This is a genomic window from Brevibacterium metallidurans, assembly GCF_037101285.1.
GTDB lineage: Bacteria > Actinomycetota > Actinomycetes > Actinomycetales > Brevibacteriaceae > Brevibacterium > Brevibacterium metallidurans.
Genome location: NZ_BAAAAF010000010.1, coordinates 88,407 through 105,642, shown reverse-complemented (window position 1 = coordinate 105,642; position 17,236 = coordinate 88,407). Strand labels below are relative to the sequence as shown.

Genomic DNA, 17,236 nt, shown 5'->3' with positions numbered 1-17,236 from the left:
CTCCTGGTGGGGTCGGTCAGCGGGCGCGGGCGACGATGAGTTCGGCGTGCTTGAGCAGCGGTGCGTCGATCATCTTCCCCTCAAAGGCGAACGCGCCCTTCTCGGTGGCGGCGAGGTCGAGGACGGCGCGCGCCCACGCCAGCTGGTCGTCGCTGGGGCGGAAGGCCTCGCGGACGACGGGCACGTGGTTGGGGTGGATGGAGACCTTGCCGCTGAACCCGGATTCGACGGCGTCCTCGGCTTCCTCGCGCAGGCCGTCGAGGTCGGGGATGTCGGCCCAGATCGAGTCGAGGGCATGCTTGCCGTGGGCGCGGGCGGCGAGCAGCGTCGAGCTGCGGACGTGGGAGACGACATCCCTCCACGACCCGTCGGCGCGGCGGGAGGAACCCCCGCCGAGGTCGGCGATGAGATCCTCCGATCCCCACATGAGCCCGTACACGTTGGTCGCTGCGGCGATCTCGGCGGCGCCGAGCGCCCCCCGCGCGGTCTCGATGAGCGCGATGACGTCGAAGCCGGAGAGGATCGTGAGGTCGGAGGCGGATTCGGACTTCGACAGCATGACCGTCGTGTAGTCGGTCCGCGCGAGCATCCGCAGATCCTCGCCGAGGTGGTCGGAGTCGCGGGCGTTGACCCGGACGACGGTGCGGGTGGGGTCGAGCGGGTAGTCGATGATCGCTTCGCGGGCATCGGCTTTGTCGGCGTCGTTGACGGCGTCCTCGAGGTCGAGGATGACGATGTCGGAGCGTTCGGCTGCCTTCTGGAACCGATCGGGACGGTCACCGGGGACGAAGAGCCACGCGGGGGCGAAGTCGAGGGCCATGGGTCGCCTCACTCTCCCGTCTCGGACGGCGCGGTCTCGGACGGCACGGTCGGGGCGGTTTCGGGGGTCGCCTCGGCGGGGGTCGGCTTCGCATGGCTGGAGTCGAACATCATCGTCTGCCGCACGGCCTTGGCCACGAGCTGACCGTTCTGGTTGTATCCGCGGTGCTCGAGGGTGACGATGCCCTGCCCGGGACGCGACTTCGAGGCGCGCTTGTCGAGGATCGTCGTCTCCGCGTAGAGGGTGTCGCCGTGGAAGAGCGGGGCCGGGAAGCTGACCTCGGAGAAGCCGAGGTTGCCGACGATCGTGCCCTGCGTGAGCTGGGAGACGGAGAGGCCGATGAGGGTGGCGAGGGTGAACATCGAGTTGACGAGGCGCTGGCCGAAGGGCTCGGTCTCGGCGAAGGCGGCGTCGAGGTGGAGGGCCTGGGTGTTCATCGTCACCGCCGTGAACCACGTGTTGTCCGCCTCGGTGATGGTCCGGCCCGGCGCATGCTTGTACACGGTGCCGACTTCCATCTCATCGAGCCACAGTCCGCGCTGCTCGACGACCTTGCTCTCTGCCATTCCTCGCTCCTTCGCTGTGATGGTGTTCACCTTACCGTTCGCCCATGACACGGCCGACGCCCGGTGGGAGATCCGGGCCGACGACTCAGAGTCGTCAGGCTCGGCATAGTCAGGCTCGGGACCGCCGCGGGAGGACGAACGCGCCGAGAACGGCGCAGCCGGCGGCGACGGAGAACGCCGGGACCGGTCCGGCCTGCGTGATGAGGGCACCGACGAGCGGGGCACCGAGAGCCTGACCGAGAGCGAGGACGAGGAATCCGAGTCCGACCCCGGCGGCGGGTGCGTCGGCCCAGATCTGTGCGCCCCAGAGGAGCAGGAGGCCGGTGAGCACGATGTAGACGGCGCCGAAGACGGCGGCCGCCGTCCATGCCACGACGACGCTGCCGGGCATGAGAGCGAGGACGAGGGTGGCGGCCGCGAGGCCGATCATGGACACGGCCCATGCCCGAGCCAGCCCCGCCCGGCTCACAGCGTCTCCGGTGACCGCGCCGAGGAGGCCGCAGGCTCCCAGGAGGATCCAGGCGATCGCCGAGGCGGTCGGACCGATTCCGCCCGTCCCGCCGAGGAGGTCGCGACCGAACGTCCACACCGCTGAGCTGCCGAGCCCCATGAGTGTGGCGGCCGCGATGAGTCGGGCACTGCCAGGTCGCAGCACCGGCTGTGGGAGGACGGTCCGCTGCCGGGTCGGCTCATGGTCAGCGGACGGCTCTCCTGATCCTTCGCGCGGCACCGCACGCGAGGCCCAGACAGTGACTGCCGAAGCGATGATCGCGAACGCGAGCCAGGCCAGTCGCCATTGATCGACGGTGAGCAGCGCAACCGGTCCGGCAAGGGCGACGCCGGCGCCGGTGCCTGCGTTGATGATCGTCTGCGTGCGGCCGCGAACGGGGGCTCTCACGGCACGGGCGACAGCATGGGCGAGCGGCGGGGAGGCGACCCCGGTGCTCGAGCCGGCGATGAGGACACCTGCCGCGAGGACGATCGCATTCGGCGCCAGGGCGACGATCACAATGCCGAGCGTGGCGATGACACCGGCACTGGCGGCGACGCGGCGAGCGCCGAGGCGGGGCGTGAGGATCGTGGAGACGACGATCGCCGCACAGTAGGCGACGTACGAGCCGGAGGCGATGGCTCCGGCGAGCTGGGCATCGAGACCGAACTCGGCGCGGAAGGAGGGCAGGAACATGCCGTACGCGAATCGGGCCAGTCCGTAGCAGACGGCGATGAGGCTGAGGCCCGCCGCGGTCAGCGACAGGGTGCGTCGGCGGCTGAGGAATGTCGTGCTGTTCGCGGTCATCGCTCATCCCCTCCCTGACGGCACAGCCGGTGGCGGACTGCCCCGCCCGCCCGGCCTCGGACGGGCCGTCACTCAACTTCACAGATCTGTGAATCAGTGTGCAACGAGGTACACTGATCTGTAAAGTGTGTTGCCGAGGCCACAGGACGGCCATCGGCATAGAGCGAGAGGAGCGGGCGATGACGACAGCGAGTCTTCTCACTCCCCCGCCGCTCACGGACGGCGCCAGGCGCATCCTCGACACGGCGGCCCGACTCTTCTACTCCCACGGCATCCATGCCGTCGGCGTCGACACGATCGCCGAGGAGTCGGGTCTGACGAAGCGGACCCTCTACGACCGCTTCGGGTCGAAGGATGCCCTGGCCGCGGCCTACCTCCAGGTCAGGCACGGCGAATGGTGGGAGCGCCTCGAGGCGAGGCTGGCCGACCTTCCCACCGGTGCGAGCGCTCAGGAGAGGGTGCTTGCGGTCTTCGACTCCTACACTCTCGACTCCGCGTCGACCGAGCGCGGCTGCGCCTTCGTCAACGCCGCCGCGGAACTTCCGGCCGAGCATCCGGGACGCGCCGTCGTCCGCGCTCACAAGCAGGCCGTCGTCGACCTCCTCGGCGAGCTCCTGTCCGAGGACGCTGCACCCACCACCGACCATGCGGCCCTGGCCGAGCACGTCTTCCTCCTCCTCGAGGGCGCCGTCGTCCACCGTGGCATCGACGACGACGATCACCGCCTGGTCGCAGCCCGCGCCATGGTCGAGGACCTCCTCGGCGAGGACCGGGCGTCCGACTGAGTCCGGCACCGTCTCTCGTGTGTCCCCTCGTGTGTCATCCCGTGACACCCCCTTCCCCGTAACCGTCCAGACGGTATAGAGTCGCGCCAGCGCCTCGTTCCCCGACCCTCGCGGTCGCCGGACCGACAGCGCGGCCACCGAACCCGGTCAAAGGAGACCATGCCGATGATGGACAGCGACTTCCGCTCCGAACTCGACCGCCGCCTCGACCTCTACGAGGATCCCGCCAGCGAGGAGGGGGTGCTCGACCCGCTGCCGTGGCGCGACCTCGGCATCACCCTCGCCGTGCTCGCCGTCCTCTCGCTCGCCCTCCTGGCCTGGTGCTTCCTGTGAGCCGCCGCTTCCAGCGCACCGCCCTGACCGATGCCGGTTCGACGAGCGACCTGCCGCTGCTGAAGAAGGATCGGATCTGGAGCTTCTGGGACTTCTCGGCCGCGAACATCGGCCTCGCGATCGCGACGTGGGCGTTCCTCCAGGGCGGCGCCGTCGCCTACTACGTCGGGGCGAAGGAGGCCGTGGCGAGCATCGTCATCGGATACGGGATCTCGATCGTCCTCGTCGCCCTGGCCCCGTGCATTCCCGCCGTCCGCTACGGCATCGAACAGTTCGTCTCCCTCCGCGCCGCGTTCGGCACCGCGGGCGGGTGATCATGCTCGTCCTCTCAGCTCTGCTCGCCGCGGCCTGGGCGGCTGTGCTCGCGATCATGTGCGGGCACGCCTTCGCCAATGTGTGGAATGCGCTCTTCGGCACGAATTTCGCCACCGACAGCCTCACCGTCAAGCTCATGGGGCTCACCGCCGTCGTCGTCTCGTGGATCATCCTCATGCGCGGCCCGACATCGATCGAGACGGTCAACAAGATCGTCGCCCCCGGCCTCGTCGTCGTCACCCTCGTCATGCTCGTGCTCATCTTCACCCAGGTCGGCTGGACCGAACTGCTGACCCTGCCGCCCCTGGCCGCGGACGTCGACAAGCAGATGGCGTTCATGCTCGCGATCGAGCTCAACATCGCCGGCGGCCTCGCCTGGTGGCCCAATGTCGGCAACCTCGCCCGACTGACGAGGAGCTCCCGTGCCGCCTACTGGCCGAACATGATCGGCCTCTTCCTCGCCTCCGTCATCGCCGCGGTCGTCGGAGCGTTCTCCGCCCTCGCACTCGGCTCCGACGATCCGACGCAGTGGATGATCCCCCTCGGCGGCTTCGTCCTCGGCGGCCTCGCCCTGGTCTTCGTCGGCTTCGCCAACATCACCTCGATCGTCGCGCAGGGCTATGCGGCCCTCGTCGCCGTGCGCGGCGGCACCGGCAACCTCGGACGCCGACTGCCGTGGCCGGTCCTCGGTGCGCTGATCCTCATCCCCTCCGTCGTCCTCGTCTTCTTCCCCGACGTCACGTACAACAACTACGGCCGATTCGTCTCCTGGGGTGCGATCGTCCTCGGCCCGCTGTGCGCGATCCAGCTCGTCGACTTCTTCGTCCTCCGACGCCAGCGCTTCGACGTCCGCGCGATGTACGACAACCGACCCGGTTCCCCGTACCACTTCACCGGCGGGTTCAACCTCGTCGCCTTCGTCTCGATGGCCGCCGGGGCCCTCGTCTACGCCCTCCTGCTCAACCCTGTCGACTATGTCCCCGCCGAGGCGTTCCGCTGGCTCACCGCGTCCCTGCCGTCGATGGCCGTGGCCGGTCTCCTCTACTTCGTGCTGACGAAAGCGGTGACGATTCCCCGTGGTCAGGGAGGATTCACCTCGGTGCGCGACTGATGGGGCCATTCCCGACTAGGCTGGGAGGCAGGCGCTACCGCCCCGGACGAGCTCGAGGAGAGACATGGATCGCGAATCGATCGACTGCTGGCTGACCGACATGGACGGCGTCCTGGTCAGGGAGAACAACGCCCTGCCGGGTGCAGCGGAACTGCTGGCCCAGTGGCGGCGGGACGGCATCCCGTTCCTCGTGCTCACGAACAATTCGATCTACACCGCCCGCGACCTCTCCGCGCGGCTGCGTTCGAACGGCCTCGACGTGCCCGAGGCGAACATCTGGACCTCGGCGATGGCCACCGCGGACTTCCTCTCCCACCAGGTCGAACACGGCACGGCCTACGTCGTCGGCGAGGCGGGACTGACGACGGCCATCCACGAGGCCGGGTTCATCATGACCGAACGCGACCCCGACTTCGTCGTCGTCGGCGAGACCCACAACTACTCGTTCGAGGCGATCACGAAGGCGATCCGCCTCATCGACGCGGGCTCCCGCTTCATCGTCACCAACCCCGACGCCACCGGCCCGAGTCCCGAAGGGGTGCTGCCGGCCACCGGCGCGATCGCGGCACTGATCACGAAGGCGACGAACCGCGAACCCTACGTCGTCGGCAAACCCAATCCGATGATGTTCCGGTCGGCGCTGAACAAGATCGGTGCGCATTCGATCAGCACCGCGATGATCGGCGACCGCATGGACACCGACATCATCGCAGGCATGGAGGCGGGTATGCACACCGTGCTCGTCCTCTCGGGGATCTCCACCGCCGAGGATGTCCGCCGCTACCCGTTCCGTCCCGACGAGATCCTCGACGGGGTCTACGAACTCCTCGATGTCCCGCTCGAGACGCAGAACAGCCTCGGCGCCGACGTCACCGGCTCCGCGTGAGCCGCTGAGCGGGAGGACTGAGCCGGCACCCGCCACGCCGGCCCTCGACCGCCCCGAAGCAGCGATAGACTCGCACCACTTCAGGCTCGCGTGGTGACGAACGAAGGAGGCCTCCGATGCCGCAGGCCCGGACGAACCCGGACGGATCGACCGGCGCGCACCCGTCGAAGAGGGAGAGCGTCACGGTCCGCCGGGAATGGCGGCGAATGCTCCGCCACATCCGACCGACGACGATGTGGGGTCTGCCGTTCCGGCTCCTCATCATCGCCGTCGTCGTCGGCCTGCTCACACCGTTCGTCGACCGCGGCCTGGCGAACGTCTTCGCCCCGTACCCGGATCTCGACTCCGGCAGCGTCGCCTCCCTCCTCGGGATCATCTCCGGGGCCATGGTCACCCTCGCCGGTCTGGCCTTCACCGCACTGACCACGGCGATGAGCCTGGGCATCACGTCGATGTCGGTGCGCCTGGCACCCCTGCTGCAGAGCGACCGCGTCGTCCAATGGGCGCTCGGATCGTTCGTCGCGACCTTCGCGTACTCGCTGCTCATCGCGTTGAGCATCGCCCTCGGCGAGGACAGTTACAAACCGTGGACGGGCACCCTGGCAGCCGTGGCCGTCACCCTGGCGTGCGCGGTGATGTTCTTCGCCTTCGTCGTCCGGGTCTGCCAGCTCCTCAACTCCGGAGTCCTGCTGCGGCAGCTCACCCGTGACGGGTGGAGGGCCACCCGCTACTCGCCGAGGCGGTTCCACACCGATGCCGTCGCCGTCTCCCAGCGTTCGGTGCCCGACGGCCACCGGGTCCGCAGGCAGCGCCCCGATGCCAGCGGGGACGCCCTCCTCGCGGTCAACACGGCCCGCCTGCTCGACTTCGAGGACGCATGGGGCGTGACGATCGAACTCGTCCCGAAGGTCGGCGACCCCGTGCCCGTGGGCACTCTGCTGTTCCGGACGAGCATCGCCCTGGACCCCAAGCAGGTGGAGAAGCTGGAGAAGGCGGTGGCCTTCGGGGACATGCAGTCGGCGGCGACCGGGCCCTTCGGGGCGATCCGCACGATCTCCGACATCGCCCTCAAGGCGCTCTCCCCCGCCGTCAACGACCCCAGTCGCGCCGTGCAGGCCCTCGACCAGCTCGAGGTCATCCTCATCCGCCTCTCCCCGCTCGTCGCCGAGCAGGAGCGTGAGCTCGCCGGTCACCCCGAGGACTCCGTGCTCCGCGATTGGACGCGCAGCTGGGAGGAATACGTGGCCGCGGCCGTCGACGAGATCCGACAGTTCGGGACCACCTCGGTGCAGATCCAACGGCGGCTGCGAGCGTTCCTCACCGCTCTCTCCGAGGTCTGCCCGCCCTCCCAGCAGACGGCGCTGAGCGAGCGCATGGCCGTCCTCGACCGCGGCACCGACCGCTGGTGGACCGACCCGTTCGACCGGCGCCTCGCCGTCGTCGCCGACCCCGAGGGCATCGGCGGCGCCGAACTCAACTGAGAGGACCGGCCTCCAGCCTGCGCCGCTCCCGGGCGGCAGCGGCCTCTACGCGAGCGCCGACATCAGACGCATCGCCGACTCCATGTACTTGCGCGTCCACGGCCGCTTCTCCCATTCCTCGATGGTGAGTTCGTGGCTCTTCTCCCGGTAGTCGTCGATGACGGCCGAGATGTCGTCGACGAGGTCCCCGCCGGTGGTGAGCAGGCTGATCTCGTAGTTGAGTCCGAACGAGCGCATGTCCATGTTCGACGAGCCCATGACCCCGTACTCGCCGTCGACGACGAAGCACTTCGTGTGGAGCACCGCGGGCTTCGGATAGAGGTAGATGCGCACCCCCGCTTCGAGCAGCGCCTGATAGTACGAGGCCTGAGCGCGGCCGACGACGTACTGGTCAGCCTCTTCGCTGACGAAGAGTTCGACGTCGACGCCCCGGTAGGAGGCGGTGTTGATGGCGGAGAGCAGCGATTCGTCGGGGATGAAGTAGGGGCTGACGATCGAGAGCTTCTTCTGCGCGAGGTAGAACAGGGAGTTGAAGACCTTGAGGTTCGGTTCGGTGGTGAACCCGGGGCCCGAGGGCACGAGCTGCATCCCGCACACGTCTCCCCTGATCTCGGGGATCGTCTTCTCCCACACGTAGTCGCGGATGCCCAGCTCCTCCCCGCATTCGGAGTACCAGTCGGTGGCGAAGACCGCTTCGATCGAGGCGACGATCTCCCCGCTGACCTCGACCATGATGTCGTGCCAGTGCCGCCCGACCTTGATGTTCTCCTTCATGTCGTACGTCGAGTCGATCATGTTCTGCGACCCCATCATCGCCCGGTTGCCGTCGACGACGAGGAGTTTGCGGTGGTTGCGCAGATCGATTCGGCGGGCCTTGCCCTGCCAGGGGATGAACGGGAGCATGAGGTGCCATTGGATTCCCGCGGCCGTCAGCCGCTTGCCCAGCGTGTGGAATCCCGGGTACTTCCTGGACCCGATGTGGTCGTAGAGGACCCTCACCGTCACCCCACGGGCGGCCGCCCGCTTGAGCGCTTCGAAGAACACATCGGTCGTGTCGTCCCAGGCCATGATGTAGATCTGCACGTGGACGTACTTCTGCGCCCCGTCGACGAGTTCGGCCATCCGCTCGATCGTCCTGTCGTAGTCCATCGTGATGCCGTGGTTGGTGCCGGTGACCATGGGCAGGGCGGTGAGGTTGCGCCCGAGTTCGGCGATGAGATCGAAGTCGTGCGGAGCCTCGAGCGTGGGCGGGACATCAGGCAGGTCGTCGGCGCCCTTGTGCATGAGCTCGTTCGCCATCGCCTGGATCCGGGCCCGCCGACGGTTGATGTACGGGGAGCCGATGAGGAGGAAGAGCGGGATGCCGACGATGGGCAGGAAGAGGATGAGCAGCAGCCATGCCGATGACGACGATGGGCGCCGGTTCTCCGGCACCACGCCGATCGCGATGATCTTGACGATGTATTCGATGACGATCCAGGTCACCGACAGCACCGTCGTCCAGTTGATGGGGTCCATCCACGGCCTCCGCTCCCTAGGTTGAGGTCAACATTAACCGCAGAAACGCCCGCCGAGGCGGTCCCGACCTCTCGTACGGAGGGTCGGGACCGCCTCGGCGGGCGGATGGGGTGGGACGGACGGCTTCGTCAGACGCTCACGTCACCTCTGGGTCACTGATTCGCTCACGGACCTCAGAGCCCGAGTTCGCGGGCGATGAGCATGAGCTGGACCTCGGTGGTGCCTTCGCCGATCTCGAGGATCTTCGAGTCGCGGTAGTGGCGGGCGACGAGGTATTCGTTCATGAAGCCGTAGCCGCCGTGGATCTGTGTGGCGTCGCGGGCGTTGTCCATCGCGGCATCGCCGGCGACCATCTTCGCGATCGCCGCTTCCTTCTTGAACGGCAGGCCCGCGAGCATGCGGGAGGCGGCGAGGTAGTACGCGGAGCGGGCGGCGACGACGCGGGCCTCCATGCGGGCGATCTTGAACGCGATGCCCTGGAAGTCGGCGATCGGGTGGCCGAACGCCTTCCGGTCCTTGGCGTACTTGACCGATTCGTCGACGCAGCCCTGGGCGGCGCCGACAGACAGTGCGGCCACCGCGATGCGTCCTTCGTCGAGGATGCGCAGGAAGTTCGCGTACCCGCGGCCGCGCTCGCCGAGCAGGTTCTCCTCGGGAACCTGCACGTTGTCGAAGGTGAGCGGGTGGGTGTCCGAGGAGTTCCAGCCGACCTTGTCATACGCCGGTTCGGCGGAGAAGCCGGGGGTGCCGGCGGGGATGATGATCGTCGAGATCTCCGGCACCTCACGGCCGGACTTCGAGGTCTTCGTCCCGGTCACGGCGGTGGCGGTGACGAGGCGGGTGATGTCGGTGCCGGAGTTCGTGATGAACGACTTCGAGCCGTTGATCGTCCATGTGCCGTCGGACAGCGTCGCCTTCGTCCGGGTGCCGCCGGCGTCGGAGCCGGCTTCGGGTTCGGTGAGTCCGAAGGCGGCGAGCCCGGAGGCGTCGGTGAGCTTCGGCAGCCACTGGCGCTTCTGCTCTTCGGTGCCGAACCGGTAGATCGGCATCGCGCCGAGGGAGACGCCGGCTTCGAGCGTGATGGCCAGGGACTGGTTGACCCGGGCGATCTCCTCGATGGCCAGGCACAGGGCGAAGTAGTCTCCGCCCATGCCGCCGTACTCCTCGTCGAAGGGCAGCCCGAAGAGGCCCATCTGGCCCATCTTGGCCACGAGGTCGTAGGGGAATTCGTGCTTCGCGTCGAGTTCGGCGCTGACGGGCGCGACCTCTTCGTCGGCGAACTTCGCGACTCCGGCGCGCAGGTCCTCGTACTCTTCGGGCAGCATGCCCGGAACGAAAGTGCTCATGGTCGTCTCCTTGGTCTCTGATGCGGGGGTCATCGGTCGGTGTTCTCGGGGGCGGCCTCGGTGTCGTCGACAGCACCGTCGGCGGTGGTGTCGTCGACGACGGTGGCGAGCACCTCGTCGAGCGCCACCTGGGCTCCGGGGACGGCGCTGATCGTGACTGTGCCGGCGGCCGGTGCGGTGAGCACGTGCTCCATCTTCATCGCCTCGACGACGACGATGGGGTCACCGGCCTCGACGTGGTCGCCGGTCTCGACGCGGATCTCGACGACGGATCCGGGCATGGGGGCGAGCACCTCGGCGCCGCCGTCTCCCGGGGTGAGCGAGGTGTCGGCCTGGGGTCGGGTGAAGACGTGGATGCCGCGCTCCCCGGTCACCCAGATCGTCCGGTCCCGGGCGTCGGAGAAGATCCGGCCGGTGTGCTGGGTGCCGTCGGTGGTGACGTGCCAGATCCCGTGGTCGTCGATGTCGACGTCGTCGACCGTGCCGGTCACCTCCACCGTCTCCCCGTCGACGGTGAGGGAGACCGTGGGCCGGAAGTCGGGACGGGAGGTGCGGAAGGCGCGGGGTTTTGCCCATGCCGAGGCGGTGCCGGAGCCGGCGAGCGCCTCCGCGGTCAGCGCCCCCGTCGTCTCGGTGCCCGCCCTGCCCTGGGTGCAGAGGACCGCGGCGGCAGCGAACTGCCGGTCGACCTCGGTTGCCGTGTGCGCGAGCTCATCCTCGCCGAGGCGGTCGATGAGCGAGGTGTCGAGGTCACCGGCGGCCACCTCGGGCAGGGTGATGAGGGTGCGGAGGAAGTCGATGTTCGTCACGATCCCCGGCACCGCGGAGGCGGCGAGTGCGGCCTCGAGCCGGTCGAGGGCGGTGGCCCGGTCGGGGCCCGTGGCGATGAGCTTGGCGATCATCGGGTCGTAGTCGGAGGCGACCTGCTGTCCGGCCTCGAGGCCGGCGTCGACGCGGATGCCCTCCCCGGTCGGGAAGACGACGTCGATCGCGCGACCACCGGTGGGCAGGAACCCGCGGGCGGGATCCTCGGCGTAGATGCGGGCCTCGATCGAGTGGCCGCTCAGGGTGATGTCGTCCTGGCTCAGCGGCAGCTCTTCGCCGGCGCCGACGCGCAGCTGGAGTTCGACGAGGTCGACCCCGGTGACCTCCTCGGTGACGGGGTGTTCGACCTGGAGGCGGGTGTTCATCTCCATGAAGAAGAACTCGTCGGGGCGGTCGGCGCCGACGATGAATTCGACGGTGCCGGCGCCCCGGTAGCCCACCGAGCGCGCGGTCTCGATCGCCGCCTGCCCGATCCGTTCCCGGTTCGCCTCGTCGAGGAGGGCCGAGGGGGCTTCCTCGATGACCTTCTGGTGGCGGCGCTGGAGGGAGCACTCGCGTTCGCCTAAGTGGATGACGTTGCCGTGCTCATCGGCCATGACCTGGACTTCGATGTGGCGCGGGGTGGCGACGAGGCGTTCGAGGAAGAGCGTGTCGTCGCCGAAGGAGTTCGCGGCCTCGCGGCGGGCGGTTGTGAGCGCTGCCGGGAGGTCGGCGGGCTCGAACACGGCGTGCATGCCTTTGCCGCCGCCGCCTGCCGAGGGTTTGATGAGGACGGGGTAGCCGATGTCCTCGGCGGCGGCGATGAGGTCCGCATCGCTCATCGCGGCGTCCTTCGTGCCGGGCACGAGCGGGACTCCGCGGGCGGAGACGGCCTGCTTCGCGGTGATCTTGTCGCCCATCGTCCGGATCGCCTCGGGGCGGGGGCCGAGGAAGACGATGCCGGCGGCTTCGCACGCGGCGGAGAAGTCGGCGTTCTCGGAGAGGAACCCGTAGCCGGGGTGGATGGCCTGCGCGCCGGTCGCCTTCGCGGCGGCGATGACCTTGTCGATGTCGAGGTAGGACTCGCTCGCCTGGGCTGGGCCGAGGCGCACGGCCGTGTCGGCGGCTTTCACGTGCGCTGCGTGGGCGTCGGCGTCGGAGTAGACGGCGACGGTGCGGATGCCCAGGCGCTTCGCGGTGCGGATGACGCGCAGGGCGATCTCGCCGCGGTTGGCGATGAGGATGGTGTCGAACAGTGCTGTCATAGTGGTCTCCGGCTCACATTCGGAAGACGCCGTAGCCGTCGGCATTGAGCGGCCGGGCCAGGGGCGAGAAGCGGGCGAGGTCAAGGGCGAGGGCGAGGATCTCTCGGGTGTCGGCGGGTTCGATGATCCCGTCGTCCCAGAGCCGGGCGGTCGAGTAGTACGGGTTGCCCTGGGCTTCGTACTGGTCGCGGATGGGCTGCTTGAACTCGTCCTCGGCCTCGGCCGACCACGTCTCGCCGTGGGCTTCGAGCTGGTCGCGTTTGACGGTCGAGAGCACGCTCGCGGCCTGTTCGCCGCCCATGACGGAGATGCGGGCGTTGGGCCACATCCACAGGAAGCGCGGTGAGTACGCGCGGCCGCACATCGAGTAGTTGCCGGCGCCGAAGGACCCGCCGATGACGACGGTGAACTTCGGCACGCGCGCGGTGGCCACGGCGTTGACCATCTTCGCCCCGTGCTTGGCGATGCCGCCGGCTTCGTAGTCGCGGCCGACCATGAAGCCGGAGATGTTCTGGAGGAAGACGAGCGGGATCGTGCGCTGGTCGCAGAGTTCGATGAAGTGTGCACCCTTCTGCGCAGATTCGCCGAAGAGGATGCCGTTGTTCGCGATGATTCCGACCGGATGGCCGTCGATGTGCGCGAACCCGGTGACGAGGCTCGTGCCGTATTCGGCCTTGAATTCGTGGAACTTCGATCCGTCGACGAGGCGGGCGATGACCTCGTGGACGTCGTAGGGGACCTTCGAGTCGACGGGCACGACCGCGGTGAGCTCGTCCGGGGAGTGCAGCGGCTCCTCCGACTCGATGACGTCCCAGTTAGGGGCCGGCTGCGGGCCGAGGGTGGTGACGATGTCGCGCATGATCTCCAGCGCGTGGGAGTCGTTGGCGGCGAGGTGGTCGGTGACGCCCGAGGTGCGGGAGTGCAGGGCACCGCCGCCGAGGTCCTCGGCGCTGACGACCTCACCGGTCGCGGCCTTGACCAGGGGTGGGCCGCCGAGGAAGATCGTGCCCTGTTCGGAGACGATGATCGTCTCATCGGCCATCGCCGGCACGTAGGCGCCGCCGGCGGTCGAGGAGCCGAGGACGGCGGCGAGCTGCGGGATGCCTGCGGCAGACAGGGTGGCCTGGTTGTAGAAGATCCGCCCGAAGTGCTCGCGGTCGGGGAAGACCTCGTCCTGGTTGGGCAGGTTCGCCCCGCCCGAGTCGACGAGGTAGATGCACGGGAGTCGGTTGTCCTTCGCGATCTCCTGCGCCCGCAGGTGCTTCTTCACCGTCATCGGATAGTAGGTGCCGCCCTTGACGGTCGCGTCGTTGGCGACGATGACGCATTCGCGGCCGGAGACCCGGCCGATGCCGGTGATGATCCCGGCGCCCGGGCTGGCGTCGCCGTACATGCCGTTCGCGGCCAGCGGGGAGAGTTCGATGAACGGGGAGCCCGGGTCGAGGAGGGCTTCGACGCGGTCGCGGGGCAGCAGCTTGCCGCGGTCGAGGTGCTTCTGCCTGGCCTTCTCCGAACCGCCCTGGGCGGTGGCGCCGATGCGCTCCCGGAGTTCGGCGATGAGTGCGGCGTGCGCCTCGGCGTTGGCCTGGCCCTTCGCCGGATCGACCGCAGTTCCCACTGCTCTCATTCCATGTCCCCTTGCTGCAGATTCAGTTAATCGTCGTTAACTGACTGCTATGATACTGCCCACAGGGCGGATGTGACAACGCCCACGCAGACTGCACCGAGGCAGACGGCAGGGAGGAGCGAGGATGGCAGTGACGACGTCGACGCGCGCCGAGGCGAAGGCCGCCCGGCGCGAGCAGCTGCTCGAGGTCGCGAAGACGCTCTTCGCTCGGCACGGCTTCCACGGTGTCCGACTCGACGACCTTGCGAAGGGGGCAGGCATCTCCGCGCCTGCGGTCTACCGGCATTTCTCCTCGAAGGAGGCGGTGCTCGAGGAGCTGCTCGTCGGGATCTCGGAGTACCTGCAGTCAGGGGGCGCGGAGATCGTCGGCGACGCGGAGGTCGGCGGCGACGCGGAGGTCGGCGGAGGCGCGTCCGTGACGCAGTCGAACGACTCCCCCGCCGAGGTGAGCCCGACCCACCTGTCTCCCGCCGACGCGGACTCAACGCTGAGCGCGCTCATCGACTTCCACATCGCGTTCGCGATGGCCGAGCCCGACCTCATCCGCATTCAGGACCGTGACTTCGCGGCCCTGCCTGAGGCCTCGCGGCGGGCTGTGCGCAGACTGCAGCGGGCGTACGTCAGCCGGTGGGCGCAGGTCGCCGTGCTCGTGCACCCGCAGTGGAGTCTCGAGGCCGCGACGGTGCGGGTGCATGCGGCGTTCGGGATGATGAATTCGACGCCGTATCAGGCGAGGGGATCCGCCGCCGAGGTGGTCCGCCGGGAGCTGCGGGCCGCCGCCGCGGCGGCGCTGGGGCTCCCGGCGGAGGTCGACGACCTCAGGGGACGATGACGAGCTTGCCCCGGGTGTGACCCTCAGCGCTCGAGCGGAAGGCGTCGGCCACCTCGGCGAGGGGGAAGATCTGGTCGACGTCGACGGTGAGCTTACCCGCGTCGACGAGCTCGGTCAGCCGCGCCGTCGTCGCCCCATCGGGGCGGACCCAGATGTAGCGGCCGCCGTGCTCGGTCACGGTGGGGTCGGCGATCGAGGCGTGGGGGCCGGTCTCGGCGAGGACGGCGAGCGTAGTTTCGAGCTGGCCCCCGACGAAGTCGGCGACGGCGTCGACGGGACCGCCGGCGAGTTCGCGGACGCGCTCGACCAGGCCGTCGCCGTACGTGATCGGTTCGGCGCCGAGGCCGCGCAGGTAGTGATGGTTGCGTTCGGAGGCGGTGCCGATGACGCGCGCACCGGCGGCCTTGGCGATCTGCACGGCCATGCTGCCGACCCCGCCGGCGGCGCCGTGGATGAGCAGGGTCTTCCCGTCGAGGTCGCCGAGGGCGTCGAGGGTGCGCAGAGCGGTATTGCCGGCCAAGGGCAGACCGCCGGCCTGCTCCCAGGTCAGTCCCGCGGGCTTCTTCGTCACGGCGTGGACGGGGACGGCGACCTTCTCGGCGAAGGTGCCGCCGCCGAGCACGTCCTTGCGGGCGTAGGCGACGACCTCGTCGCCGATCGCGAATTCAGGGGTGTCGAAGCCGAGGCCGATGACGGTGCCGGCGACGTCCCAGCCCGGGATGACGGGGAACTGGGTGGGCAGGAACTTATCGAGCCCGCCGCCGACGAGCTTCCAGTCGACGGGATTGACGCCGGCGGCCTTGACCTCGATGAGGACGGACGCCGGGGGCACCTTCGGGTCCTCGATCTCGCGGACCGTGATGTCGTCGAAGTCGTTCGTGAACCGATCGTAGACGGCTGCGCGCATGGTGTCTCCTCAGGCAGGGTGTGGAGTGAGATGTCGGGCCGCACCGTGTTGTGCGTCCACGCGACGCACAACGTCCCCGGCCCACCCGCTATTCCGATCGCGCGGCCCGCGATTGAGATCACCGATCGGCTCCTTCACACCGAGGTCGTGTCAGTGACCTGGCGTAGCCTCGTGCCATGGCCTCCCACGTCGCTCCCCCGCCCGAGTACGTCAGCGACCGCCTCATCCTCCGTCGCTTCGACGACGATGATGTCGAGTTCGTCCTCGGACTCCACGCGCATCCCGGCATCGCCCGCTTCATTCCCTCAGCCGTGATGTCGGGAACCGAGGATGCCCAGGTCTGGATCGCCGCGGCGCAGAAGATGAGCGGCCACGCTCGTGGACGGTGGTGCGTGACCCTCCACGACGGCACACCCATCGGTGCGGTCATCGCCAAACCGATTCCCTACAGCGCCGGCGAGTCGGGCGAGGAGGTCGAGATCGGCTGGCGCTTCCATCTCGACTTCGGCGGTCGCGGCTATGCCACCGAGGCAGGGGAACTCATCCTCGCCGCCTGTCTGGCGAGCGGCCTCGACCGGGTCATCGCCGTCGTCGACGCGGAGAACGTCGCCTCGCAGGCGGTGTGCCGACGCATCGGCATGACCGCGCTCGGGGGGACGACGAAGTACTACGACCAGCCCCTGCTCGCGTTCGAGGCGGGTGCCGCTGGTGCCCGTTCACGCCAGGTGTCCTGGGTGGGTGTCGACGACCCGGTCCGGCGTGACTCGGCAGATGTGCTGCTCGACGACGGACTGCGCGCATTCGGTCGTCAGGTCACCGACGACTATGCGGCGGCGTGGACGGTCGATGCGCGCGACGGGTGGATCACGAGGACGGTCGCGGTCGCCGTCCAGGGCCGCGGCTGGGCGCGCACGCTCATCCTCAACCGCGACTCCGACACCGGTCGGTGGACCAGTGCGACGCACGAGCGCGGAGCGCCGCCGACCTCGTTGCCCCGACCCGGAATCGTTGACGCCGACGCTCTCGACGAGGCACTCGACTGCGATCTCGGGATGTGTCCGCTGACGAACACGATGCCGATCAGGCGCCTCGGCGTGCAGACGGACACTGCCGCCGAGCACTCGCTGACCATGGCGTGGATCGACATGCCCTCGCTCGAGGTCATCGCCGGCCCGCAGATCTATACGGGCATCGACGCCGACTACGTCCGGTACACAAGCGGGACCAGGGACTTCACCGCCGAGCTCACCGTCGACGAGGACGGCCTCGTCATCGACTACCCGCAACTGGCCGAACGCACTGCGGTCGACCGGCCGGTCTGACCCTGGATCGAGCATGCCGGA

General features: G+C 68.8%; 14 protein-coding genes and 1 pseudogene. 7 read left to right on the top strand and 8 right to left on the bottom strand.

Features of this window, described 5'->3' with window-relative positions; translation table 11 throughout:
• Window positions 1-16: 16 nt before the first annotated feature.
• The 3 genes from AACX88_RS12755 to AACX88_RS12745 all read right to left on the bottom strand — a co-directional run bounded on the left by AACX88_RS12755 (window position 17) and on the right by AACX88_RS12745 (window position 2,683).
• The gene (locus AACX88_RS12755; RefSeq protein ID WP_339393315.1) at window positions 17-820 is read right to left on the bottom strand and encodes an HpcH/HpaI aldolase/citrate lyase family protein; all 804 of its coding nucleotides are present in this window, start codon (window positions 818-820) and stop codon (window positions 17-19) included.
• Window positions 821-828: 8 nt separating this feature from the next.
• Entirely contained in the window at window positions 829-1,386 is a 558-nt protein-coding gene (locus tag AACX88_RS12750) for a MaoC family dehydratase (RefSeq protein ID WP_339393314.1), read from the bottom strand.
• A 109-nt stretch (window positions 1,387-1,495) separates the two neighbouring features.
• Complete coding sequence (locus AACX88_RS12745; protein WP_339393313.1) at window positions 1,496-2,683, bottom strand: MFS transporter; 1,188 nt, start codon at window positions 2,681-2,683, stop codon at window positions 1,496-1,498.
• Between the two features lie 179 nt (window positions 2,684-2,862).
• Here AACX88_RS12745 and AACX88_RS12740 point away from each other — a divergent pair, with 179 nt between their 5' ends.
• The 5 genes and pseudogenes from AACX88_RS12740 to AACX88_RS12715 all read left to right on the top strand — a co-directional run bounded on the left by AACX88_RS12740 (window position 2,863) and on the right by AACX88_RS12715 (window position 7,594).
• Window positions 2,863-3,468, top strand: coding sequence for a TetR/AcrR family transcriptional regulator (locus tag AACX88_RS12740; protein WP_339393312.1), 606 nt, complete (start codon window positions 2,863-2,865; stop codon window positions 3,466-3,468).
• 159 nt (window positions 3,469-3,627) lie between these two features.
• Complete coding sequence (locus tag AACX88_RS12735) at window positions 3,628-3,801, top strand: hypothetical protein (RefSeq protein WP_339393311.1); 174 nt, start codon at window positions 3,628-3,630, stop codon at window positions 3,799-3,801.
• A pseudogene (locus AACX88_RS12725) lies at window positions 3,726-5,227 on the top strand (purine-cytosine permease family protein). The gene AACX88_RS12735 and the pseudogene AACX88_RS12725 overlap by 76 nt, the downstream one beginning before the upstream one ends.
• Window positions 5,228-5,291: 64 nt before the next feature.
• Window positions 5,292-6,113, top strand: coding sequence for an HAD-IIA family hydrolase (locus tag AACX88_RS12720; protein ID WP_339393308.1), 822 nt, complete (start codon window positions 5,292-5,294; stop codon window positions 6,111-6,113).
• A gap of 116 nt (window positions 6,114-6,229) precedes the next feature.
• Window positions 6,230-7,594 (top strand): DUF2254 family protein, encoded by a 1,365-nt coding sequence (locus AACX88_RS12715; RefSeq protein WP_339393307.1) that lies wholly within the window; start codon window positions 6,230-6,232, stop codon window positions 7,592-7,594.
• Between the two features lie 45 nt (window positions 7,595-7,639).
• On the opposite strand, the gene cls is transcribed toward AACX88_RS12715, so the two are convergent.
• From cls to AACX88_RS12695, 4 genes are all read right to left on the bottom strand, one after another.
• Window positions 7,640-9,112 carry a cardiolipin synthase gene (gene cls / locus AACX88_RS12710; protein ID WP_339393306.1) on the bottom strand — a complete coding sequence of 491 codons (1,473 nt, stop codon included), beginning with the start codon at window positions 9,110-9,112 and terminating at the stop codon, window positions 7,640-7,642.
• Window positions 9,113-9,285: 173 nt separating this feature from the next.
• Window positions 9,286-10,458 carry an acyl-CoA dehydrogenase family protein gene (locus AACX88_RS12705; RefSeq protein ID WP_339393305.1) on the bottom strand — a complete coding sequence of 391 codons (1,173 nt, stop codon included), beginning with the start codon at window positions 10,456-10,458 and terminating at the stop codon, window positions 9,286-9,288.
• A 29-nt stretch (window positions 10,459-10,487) separates the two neighbouring features.
• Window positions 10,488-12,527, bottom strand: a complete 2,040-nt coding sequence (locus tag AACX88_RS12700) for an acetyl-CoA carboxylase biotin carboxylase subunit (protein ID WP_339393304.1) — start codon at window positions 12,525-12,527, stop codon at window positions 10,488-10,490.
• A 13-nt stretch (window positions 12,528-12,540) separates the two neighbouring features.
• Window positions 12,541-14,154: a carboxyl transferase domain-containing protein gene (locus AACX88_RS12695; protein ID WP_339393303.1), complete on the bottom strand. Its 1,614-nt coding sequence runs from the start codon at window positions 14,152-14,154 to the stop codon at window positions 12,541-12,543.
• A 124-nt stretch (window positions 14,155-14,278) separates the two neighbouring features.
• Between AACX88_RS12695 and AACX88_RS12690 the strand changes: the two genes are divergently transcribed.
• On the top strand, window positions 14,279-14,986 hold the full coding sequence (locus AACX88_RS12690; protein ID WP_339393302.1) for a TetR/AcrR family transcriptional regulator: 708 nt from the start codon (window positions 14,279-14,281) through the stop codon (window positions 14,984-14,986).
• On the opposite strand, the gene AACX88_RS12685 is transcribed toward AACX88_RS12690, so the two are convergent.
• Entirely contained in the window at window positions 14,973-15,893 is a 921-nt protein-coding gene (locus AACX88_RS12685) for an NADP-dependent oxidoreductase (protein ID WP_339393301.1), read from the bottom strand. The genes AACX88_RS12690 and AACX88_RS12685 overlap by 14 nt on opposite strands.
• A 176-nt stretch (window positions 15,894-16,069) precedes the next feature.
• Here AACX88_RS12685 and AACX88_RS12680 point away from each other — a divergent pair, with 176 nt between their 5' ends.
• A complete protein-coding gene (locus AACX88_RS12680; protein ID WP_339393300.1) occupies window positions 16,070-17,215 on the top strand; it encodes a putative glycolipid-binding domain-containing protein in 1,146 nt (381 codons plus the stop codon).
• The last annotated feature ends 21 nt before the right edge of the window (window positions 17,216-17,236 follow it).

Coding starts and splice junctions, on each gene's coding strand:
- AACX88_RS12700 (WP_339393304.1), bottom strand. CDS start 12,527: ATGACAGCACTGTTCGACACCATCCTCATCGCCAACCGCGGCGAGATC.
- AACX88_RS12735 (WP_339393311.1), top strand. CDS start 3,628: ATGCCGATGATGGACAGCGACTTCCGCTCCGAACTCGACCGCCGCCTC.
- AACX88_RS12695 (WP_339393303.1), bottom strand. CDS start 14,154: ATGAGAGCAGTGGGAACTGCGGTCGATCCGGCGAAGGGCCAGGCCAAC.
- AACX88_RS12715 (WP_339393307.1), top strand. CDS start 6,230: ATGCCGCAGGCCCGGACGAACCCGGACGGATCGACCGGCGCGCACCCG.
- AACX88_RS12755 (WP_339393315.1), bottom strand. CDS start 820: ATGGCCCTCGACTTCGCCCCCGCGTGGCTCTTCGTCCCCGGTGACCGT.
- cls (WP_339393306.1), bottom strand. CDS start 9,112: ATGGACCCCATCAACTGGACGACGGTGCTGTCGGTGACCTGGATCGTC.
- AACX88_RS12720 (WP_339393308.1), top strand. CDS start 5,292: ATGGATCGCGAATCGATCGACTGCTGGCTGACCGACATGGACGGCGTC.
- AACX88_RS12750 (WP_339393314.1), bottom strand. CDS start 1,386: ATGGCAGAGAGCAAGGTCGTCGAGCAGCGCGGACTGTGGCTCGATGAG.
- AACX88_RS12680 (WP_339393300.1), top strand. CDS start 16,070: ATGGCCTCCCACGTCGCTCCCCCGCCCGAGTACGTCAGCGACCGCCTC.
- AACX88_RS12745 (WP_339393313.1), bottom strand. CDS start 2,683: ATGACCGCGAACAGCACGACATTCCTCAGCCGCCGACGCACCCTGTCG.
- AACX88_RS12690 (WP_339393302.1), top strand. CDS start 14,279: ATGGCAGTGACGACGTCGACGCGCGCCGAGGCGAAGGCCGCCCGGCGC.
- AACX88_RS12740 (WP_339393312.1), top strand. CDS start 2,863: ATGACGACAGCGAGTCTTCTCACTCCCCCGCCGCTCACGGACGGCGCC.
- AACX88_RS12705 (WP_339393305.1), bottom strand. CDS start 10,458: ATGAGCACTTTCGTTCCGGGCATGCTGCCCGAAGAGTACGAGGACCTG.
- AACX88_RS12685 (WP_339393301.1), bottom strand. CDS start 15,893: ATGCGCGCAGCCGTCTACGATCGGTTCACGAACGACTTCGACGACATC.